Source organism: Stenotrophomonas sp. STEN033 (genome assembly GCF_056856655.1).
On sequence record NZ_JBXFWM010000058.1, the window covers coordinates 21,680 to 29,335 of the forward strand.

Here is a 7,656-nt window from a genome sequence, read left to right on the forward strand (position 1 = left end):
CCGGACATTTTTGTCCGGATCATATGCAGCATGACTTCTTTACGTTCCGATGCCGTCGCGCGTCGCGCTTTGCTATTGGACGCGGCCGACGCCGTGTTCGGTGAACACGGCATCACCGCCCCGCTTGACCTGGTAGTGGAACGCGCCGGCGTTGGCCGCGCCACCCTGTACCGCAACTTCCCCGACCGCACCGCGCTGGTTGAAGCGCTGCTGCAGCGGACCGTGGAGAAGATCGAGGTCCACCTGCAGGAACTGGGCGACCGCGACGACGCCTTGTTCGAGCTGATCAAGGGCATGGCCCGGCGCATCGTGCATTCCCCTGCGCTGGCCGATTACTGGCGTGCGGTGGACCGCGACGACCCGGCCATCAAGGCCGCCCGCGAGCACATCCTGGCGCTGTCGGCACCGGCCCTGCAGCGTGCCAAGGATGCCGGGCTGTGCCGCCAGGACCTGCAGTTGGCCGATATCTCGCTGATTTCCAGCATGCTGGGGGCCGCACTGCGCGGGCGCACCGCCGAAGATCGCGCCACCCTCGCACGCCGTGCGATTGAATTGCTGCGTCCCGGCCTGGCCGCGCCGGCTGCAGCGGAACGCACATGAAGCCACTCAAGCCCATCCCGGACTGGGAGGAACACGAAAAGCCCTCCCTGCCCGGCTCAGCCTCGATGCCCTGGCACCCGCCGCATCGGCGTGCCGCCTATGCCGCGGTGGCGGTGCTGGTCGCGATCACCGGCGGCCTGGGCAATGCGCTGATCAGCGCCAACCTGCCGTGGATCACCGGGCAGATGGGCCTGCAGGCCAGCGAGGCGAACTGGTTGGTGGCGGCCTACCTGATGGTCAACGTCAGCGCCAACCTGCTGGTGTTCAAGTTCCGCCAGGAATACGGCATCCGCCTGTTCGCCGAGATCGGCCTGGGCACCTATGCGGCGTTGGCCGTGCTGCATCTGTTTGTCGGCACCACCACCACCACGCTGCTGGTGCGCGCCGGCAGTGGCTTTGCCGGTGCTGCCTGCACCACCTTGGGCACGCTGTACATGCTGCAGGCGCTGCCGCGCAAATACGTGGGCAACCTGCTGGTGATCGGCGTTGGCCTGTCGCAGCTGGCGGTGCCACTGGCCTGGCTGCTGTCGCCCGGCCTGCTCGACCATGGTGAGTGGCAGAACCTCTACCTGTTCGAGGCTGGCCTTGCGCTGTGTTCGTTTGCGGCGGTGGTAGTACTGAAGCTGCCACCCGGCATCCAGATCAAGGTGTTCGAGCGCAAGGATTTCCTCACCTTCGCCCTGCTGGCACCGGGCCTGGCGCTGCTGGTGGTGGTGCTGAGCCAGGGCTATCTGCATTGGTGGTTCGATTCACCATGGCTGGGCTGGGTGCTGTCTGCGGCCGTGGTTTTGATCACGGTCGGCCTGTGCATCGAGCACCAGCGCCGCAACCCGCTGCTGCAGGTGCGCTGGTTGATGGGCCCGGTGATGCTGCGTTTCATCATCGGCGCCTTCCTGATCCGCTTCCTGACCAATGAGCAGTCCTACGGGATGATCACCATGATGCGCACGCTGGGCATGGGGCCGGAGCAGATGGCGCCCCTGTTCGGCGTGATCCTGGTCGGCGTGCTGGTCGGCATTGCCGCCGGTGCGCTGACCTTCGGGCCGAAGGCGCTGATCCCGCAGTTGCTGACCTCGATCATCCTGCTCGGCACCGCCGCCTTCCTCGACCAGCACCGCACCAGCATGGACCGGCCGATGGATTTCGCCTTGAGCCAGTTCTTCGCGGCGGTGGGCAGCGGCATGTTCATGGGCCCGCTGATGCTGATGGGCATACGCCAGGCGATGGCACGCGGGCTGGACCATATCGTGTCCTTCATCGTGATCCTGTCGCTGACCCAGAGCTTTGGCAGTCTGGCCGGCTCGGCCTTCCTCAGCAGCTACCAGCTGCACCGCGAGCACATCTATTCCACCGCACTGGTCAGCCAGCTCAACCCCGCCGACCCGCAGGTGGCCCGCCGGCTGCAGCTGCAGCAACAGGCCTACGCCCGCGTCATCACCGACCCGGTACAACTGAAGGCCCAGGCCAGTGCCGCGCTGGCCGCCAGTGCCAAACGCGAGGCCAATGTGCGCGCCTTCAACGATGTATTCGCCTTCAGTGGCTGGGTCGCGATCTGCTTCCTGAGCTGGCTGCTGCTGGAAGTGACGCTGCGCAATCCCCGTGTGAAACAGGTGATCCGGCGCCAGCCTGCCGGCGCCCCGAACCAACGAGCTGAAACATGAGCAACAAGACCGAAACCCCAGCAACATCCGCCTCGGCGCCGGTGTCCAAGTACAACCGGCCCAGCCGCGCCAGCGTGGTGGTGATGATTGCCGTCGCCCTGGTCGGGCTGACCCTGATCCTGCGCGCCTGGCAGCTGTGGCCGTTCAACAGCAGCCACATGCACACCGACGATGCCTATGTGCGTGGCCAGGTAACGGTGCTGGCGCCGCAGGTCAACGGCTATGTCACCGAGGTACTGGTCAGCGATTTCGACCACGTCAAAAAAGACCAGCCCCTGCTGCGCATCGACGACCGCATCTACCGGCAGAAGGTGGACCAGGCCCAGGCCGCGCTGGAGGATGCGCGCGCGCAGCTGGCCAACTCCGACCAGAGCCAGGCGCAGAACCGTGCGCAGATCAGCTCCGCGCGTGCCAACTACGCCGCCGAACAGGCCGAGCAGCAGCGCAGCCGCACCGAGCTGCAGCGCTACGAAACACTGGCGTCCCAGCAACTGGTTTCCAACAGCGACCGCGACAAGCTGCGTTCGTCCGCGCAGGCGGCAACCGCCGGTGTCGCGCAGTCGCAGGCTGCCATCCATATCGCCGAGGAAACGCTGACCTCCACCCAGGTGGCGCGCAAGGGACTGGAAGCCAAGGTAGCGATGGCCGAAGCGGCCTTGGAACTGGCCCGGATCGACCTGGACAACACAATCATCAAGGCCCCTCGTGACGGCCAGGTGTCGGAGGCGACGGTGCGGCTTGGGCAATACGTCACCGCCGGCAGCCAGTTGCTGTTCCTGGTGCCGGACAGCCTGTGGGTGGTGGCCAACTACAAGGAAGGCCAGACCTGGAACATGGCCATCGGGCAGCCGGCGACCTTTAGTGTCGATGCCTTCCAGGGCAAGCAGCTGACTGGCCACATCGAGCAGATCGCCCCGGCCACCGGCTCGGAGTTCTCGGTGCTCAAGCCGGACAACGCCAGCGGCAACTTCACCAAGGTGGTGCAGCGCCTGCCGATCCGCATCGCCATCGACCCCGACCAGCCACTGGCCGCGCGCCTTCGCCCGGGCATGTCGGTCGTGGTGGAGGTAGACACGGCAGCAAGCCCGCAGGCACGCCGGCGGTAGGTGGTAGGTTGTAGGCGGTAGTGCCGAGCCATGCTCGGCAGGGGCTTTCCAAACAATCCCGCAGGAGCGGCATAAGCCGCAGAACCAGCAGCAAGCAAAAGCCCAAAAGCCAACCCCTCCCCAACCCTCCCCTGCTGCGCAAGGGAGGGGGCTGGAGCGCGGGCTTCGGCCGGGGAATCCGCGGACTGCGTCACTTCGCCTCACCACACCCAAACCACCAAAGCGCTACGCTGTACCCTTGCCCACAGCCGGGAGAACCCTCGGTGAAACTGCATCTGGCGCTCTCCGTACTGGCCGCGCTCACCGCCAGCTCCGCCAACGCCGCCGATACGCTGTACGCCGGCGGGCCCATCGTCACCGTCAACGAGCGCCAGCCCGATGCCGAGGCCATCGTCGTGCGCGACGGCCGTATCGCCTTCGTCGGCAGCCGCCAGGCCGCACTGCGCTTCAGCCCGAAGGCGCAGCAGATCGACCTGCATGGCCACACCCTGGCACCGGGCTTCATCGACGCCCATGGCCATGTCTCCGGCGTTGGCCTGCAGGCGCTGTCCGCCAACCTGCTGCCCGCGCCCGATGGCGAAGGCAACTCCATCCCCGCGCTGCAGAAGATCATGCGCGAGTTCCGCGCACACCCGACCACCCCCGAGGGCTACAAGGTGCTGATCGGCTTCGGCTACGACGACTCGCAGTTGGCCGAACAGCGGCATCCCACCCGCCAGGATCTGGATGCCATCACCACCGATATCCCGATCATCCTGATGCACCAGTCCGGCCACCTCGGCGCCTACAACAGCAAGGCGCTGGAAATGGCCGGCATCACCGCCGACACCCCCAATCCACCCGGCGGCGTGATCCGCCGCGAGCCCGGCAGCACGGTGCCCGACGGCGTACTGGAAGAAAGCGCGCACAACCTCGCCCTGGCCAAGCTGATGCCGGCAATGACTGCCGAGCAATCCCTGGCCATGCTTGAGGCCGGCCAGGCGCTGTACATGAAATACGGCTACACCACCGCGCAGGACGGCAAGAGCGATGCCGGCACGCTACAACTGCTGCCGATGGCGGCCAAGGCCGGCAAGCTCAAGATCGACGTGGTGGCCTACCCCGACATCGAAGTGGCCCTGCAGAACCCGGCCATGCAGGGTCCGTTCTACGGCCTGAACTACACCGACCACTACCGCATCGGCGGGGTAAAGATCAGCCTGGACGGCTCGCCGCAGGGCAAGACCGCGTGGCTGACCAAGCCCTATTACAAGGTGCCCGAAGGCGAGAAGCCGGACTATGCCGGCTACCCGGCCTTCCCGGATGCCAAGGTCGACGACCTGATCACCCAGGCCTGGGGCCATGGCTGGCAGGTGCTGGCCCATGCCAATGGCGATGCCGCCATTGATCAGCTGATCCATGCAGTGGCCAGCGCCGAAGCCAAATACCCCGACAAGCATCTTGTACCGGTGCTGATCCACGGCCAGACCCTGCGCAAGGACCAGGTGGGCGAGCTGCGCCGGCTGGGTATCTTCCCCTCGCTGTTCCCGATGCACACCTACTACTGGGGTGATTGGCACCGCGACTCGGTGCTGGGCCCGGAGCGCGCCGAGAACATCTCGCCGACGCAATGGGTGCTGGATGCCGGCATGGTGTTCACCTCGCACCACGATGCGCCGGTGGTGTTCCCGGATTCGATGCGGGTGCTCGATGCCACGGTCAACCGCGTGACCCGCAGTGGTCGCGTACTGGGCCCTGAGCAACGGGTATCGCCTTTGATCGCGCTGAAGGCGATCACCTTGTGGGCCGCGCGTCAGTACGGCGAGGAAAGCAGCAAGGGCTCGATCGAGGTCGGCAAGCGTGCCGACCTGGTACTGCTGTCGGACAACCCGCTGAGCATCGAACGCAGCCAGCTGCACACCATCAAGGTGCTGCAGACCATCAAGGATGGCGAAGTGGTTTACGAGGCAAAGCCGTAGGAGCGATATGTGGTTGTTGTGGGAGCGGCGTAAGCCGCGAAACCACTGCAACATCCGAAGCCGATAGCGCATTGCCCGCACCGACGTGATCGGGGCGGTCAAGGCCTATCGGCTTCGCCGCTTACGTCGCTCCTACACGGGTCAGTTCTGCTTGAAGTCTTACCCTCACCCCAACCCCTCTCCCGCAGGGAGAGGGGCTGAAAAGCTTCAGCCTGCGCAGTTCGCGCACAGGCCATGCACTTCCAGCGTCTGCGCCTGCGGCTTGAAGCCCAGCTCCTTGGCGCGGGCCTCGAGCTGGCGAACGATGTCGCGGTCTTCCAGCTCCACCGCGCTATGGCAGCGGTCGCAGATCAGGAAGGGCACCGAGTGCTGGTTGCTGCTGGGGTGGTGGCAGGCGACGAACGAGTTGACCGACGCCAGCTTGTGCACGAAGCCATTGGCCATCAGGAAATCCAGCGCGCGGTACACCGTGGGCGGGGCATCGGCGCCCACACCCTTGCCTTCGCGCACCCATTCCAGCAGTTCGTAGGCCTTGACCGGCTTGCCCGCCTCCGCAATCAGGCGCAGCACGTTGGCGCGGATCGGCGTCAGCCGCAACCCGCGCTCGCGACACACCCGCTCGACCACCGCGACAAAGTCCGCCGCGTCTTCGACGTGGTGGTGCGGGGCGGTACAGGAGTGGGCGTCGGTCATGGCTACCTCGTCGGAATCAGGCCGTTGGGATCTTGATGAGTGCGGCGTCGATGCGTTTCAAGGCCTCGTCGCGGCCGGCCAGGTACACGGTATGGGAAATATCCGGGCTCACCTGGGTGCCGGTGATGGCCACGCGCAGCGGCTGGGCCACCTTGCCCATGCCGATTTCCAGCTGCGCGGCCACCTCGTGCAGCGCCGCCGACACGCCTTCAGCGGTCCATTCGGCAGCGGCCAGCAGTTCGCGCGCCTTCGCCAGCGGAACCTCGGCACCGGCCTTGAAGTGCTTGGCCACCGCGGCTTCGTCGTATTCGCTCAGCGGGGTGTACCAGACCACGGCCTTCTCGGCCATTTCCTTCAGGGTCTGCACGCGCTCGCGCAGGGCGATGACCACGTCCACCGGCGCCGGCCCCTTGGCCAGGTCCAGGCCCAGCTTTTCCAGCTGGTAGACCAGGTGCGGAACGATGGATTCGGGCGTCTCGGTCTTCAGGAAGTGCTGGTTGACCCAGCCCAGCTTGGCCATGTCCAGGCGCGCGGCCTTGGAGTTGCAGTTGGTGACGTCGAACAGGTCGATCAGTTCCTGGCGGGTGAAGATCTCCTGGTCGCCGTGCGACCAGCCCAGGCGGGCCAGGTAGCTCAACAGCGCCTCGGGCAGGTAGCCGGCATCCTTGTACTGCATCACGTCGGCAGCACCGGTGCGCTTGGACAGCTTGGCGCCCTGCTCGTCCAGAATCATCGGCATGTGGCCGAACTTGGGCACCGGCGCGCCGATGGCCTCGTACAGGTTGATCTGGCGCGGGGTGTTGTTGATGTGGTCATCGCCGCGGATGACCTCATTGATGCTCATGTCCCAATCGTCGACCACCACCGCGAAGTTGTAGGTGGGGTAACCGTCCGGGCGGAAGATGACCATGTCATCGAGCTCGCTGTTGGCGATCTCGATCTTGCCCTTGATCAGGTCGTCGAACACCACGGTGCCGTCGAGCGGGTTCTTGAAGCGGATGACGCGGTTCGGGTCGTCCTTGTACGCCAGGTTGAGTTCGCGGGCGGCGCCGTTGTAGCGCGGCTTTTCCTGCTTGGCCATGGCGGCCTCGCGCATGGCGTCCAGCTCTTCCTTGGTCTCGTAGGCGTAATAGGCCTTGCCCGAGGCGATCAGCTGCTCGGCCACTTCCTGGTAACGGGCGACGCGCGCGGTCTGGTAGATCGGACCCTCGTCATAGCCCAGGCCCAACCAGTCCATGGCCTCCAGGATGGCGTCGATGGCCGCCTGGGTAGAGCGCTCGCGGTCGGTATCTTCAATGCGCAGCACGAACTCACCGCCACGATGACGCGCCTCCAGCCAGCAATACAGCGCGGTGCGGGCGCCACCAATATGCAGGTAGCCGGTGGGACTGGGGGCAAAGCGAGTACGGACGGTCATGACAGGCGCAGATGTGGGAATCGGGGCATTTTACCTTTTCCCCTGCTCCGGTGCCTTGAACCGGCTTCAGCCCTTGGCGCGCGGACCACAAGACGCAGCAAGCGCCAGCGACCTGCAGCTCTAAGCCCCTCTCCCGTTCACGGGAGAGGGGTTGGGGTGAGGGCAGCTTTGGCTTTGGCTTTGGCTTTGGCTCTGTCTCTTATACACATCTGACGCTGCCG

6 protein-coding genes are annotated in these 7,656 nt (G+C 65.6%); 4 read left to right on the forward strand and 2 right to left on the reverse strand.

Features of this window, described 5'->3' with window-relative positions; genetic code table 11:
* Positions 1-30: 30 nt before the first annotated feature.
* The 4 genes from AC1VXC_RS16465 (at position 31) to AC1VXC_RS16480 (ending at position 5,325) form a co-directional block, all read left to right on the forward strand.
* Complete coding sequence (locus AC1VXC_RS16465; protein ID WP_313399674.1) at positions 31-600, forward strand: TetR/AcrR family transcriptional regulator; 570 nt, start codon at positions 31-33, stop codon at positions 598-600.
* Entirely contained in the window at positions 597-2,261 is a 1,665-nt protein-coding gene (locus AC1VXC_RS16470) for an MFS transporter (protein ID WP_481539822.1), read from the forward strand. Before AC1VXC_RS16465 ends, AC1VXC_RS16470 begins: the two co-directional genes overlap by 4 nt.
* Positions 2,258-3,367 (forward strand): HlyD family secretion protein, encoded by a 1,110-nt coding sequence (locus AC1VXC_RS16475; RefSeq protein WP_481539823.1) that lies wholly within the window; start codon positions 2,258-2,260, stop codon positions 3,365-3,367. Before AC1VXC_RS16470 ends, AC1VXC_RS16475 begins: the two co-directional genes overlap by 4 nt.
* Positions 3,368-3,630: 263 nt before the next feature.
* Positions 3,631-5,325: an amidohydrolase gene (locus AC1VXC_RS16480; protein ID WP_481539824.1), complete on the forward strand. Its 1,695-nt coding sequence runs from the start codon at positions 3,631-3,633 to the stop codon at positions 5,323-5,325.
* Between the two features lie 207 nt (positions 5,326-5,532).
* Here AC1VXC_RS16480 and AC1VXC_RS16485 read toward each other — a convergent pair whose 3' ends face one another.
* The gene (locus AC1VXC_RS16485; RefSeq protein ID WP_062166516.1) at positions 5,533-6,018 is read right to left on the reverse strand and encodes a Fur family transcriptional regulator; all 486 of its coding nucleotides are present in this window, start codon (positions 6,016-6,018) and stop codon (positions 5,533-5,535) included.
* A 16-nt stretch (positions 6,019-6,034) separates the two neighbouring features.
* Positions 6,035-7,435: a glutamate--tRNA ligase gene (gene gltX, locus AC1VXC_RS16490; RefSeq protein ID WP_313495267.1), complete on the reverse strand. Its 1,401-nt coding sequence runs from the start codon at positions 7,433-7,435 to the stop codon at positions 6,035-6,037.
* Positions 7,436-7,656: the final 221 nt, after the last annotated feature.

What these genes read in the sequence shown, in the direction of transcription:
- AC1VXC_RS16475 (WP_481539823.1), top strand. Translation starts at nt 2,258, where the DNA reads ATGAGCAACAAGACCGAAACCCCAGCAACATCCGCCTCGGCGCCGGTG.
- gltX (WP_313495267.1), bottom strand. Translation starts at nt 7,435, where the DNA reads ATGACCGTCCGTACTCGCTTTGCCCCCAGTCCCACCGGCTACCTGCAT.
- AC1VXC_RS16470 (WP_481539822.1), top strand. Translation starts at nt 597, where the DNA reads ATGAAGCCACTCAAGCCCATCCCGGACTGGGAGGAACACGAAAAGCCC.
- AC1VXC_RS16485 (WP_062166516.1), bottom strand. Translation starts at nt 6,018, where the DNA reads ATGACCGACGCCCACTCCTGTACCGCCCCGCACCACCACGTCGAAGAC.
- AC1VXC_RS16465 (WP_313399674.1), top strand. Translation starts at nt 31, where the DNA reads ATGACTTCTTTACGTTCCGATGCCGTCGCGCGTCGCGCTTTGCTATTG.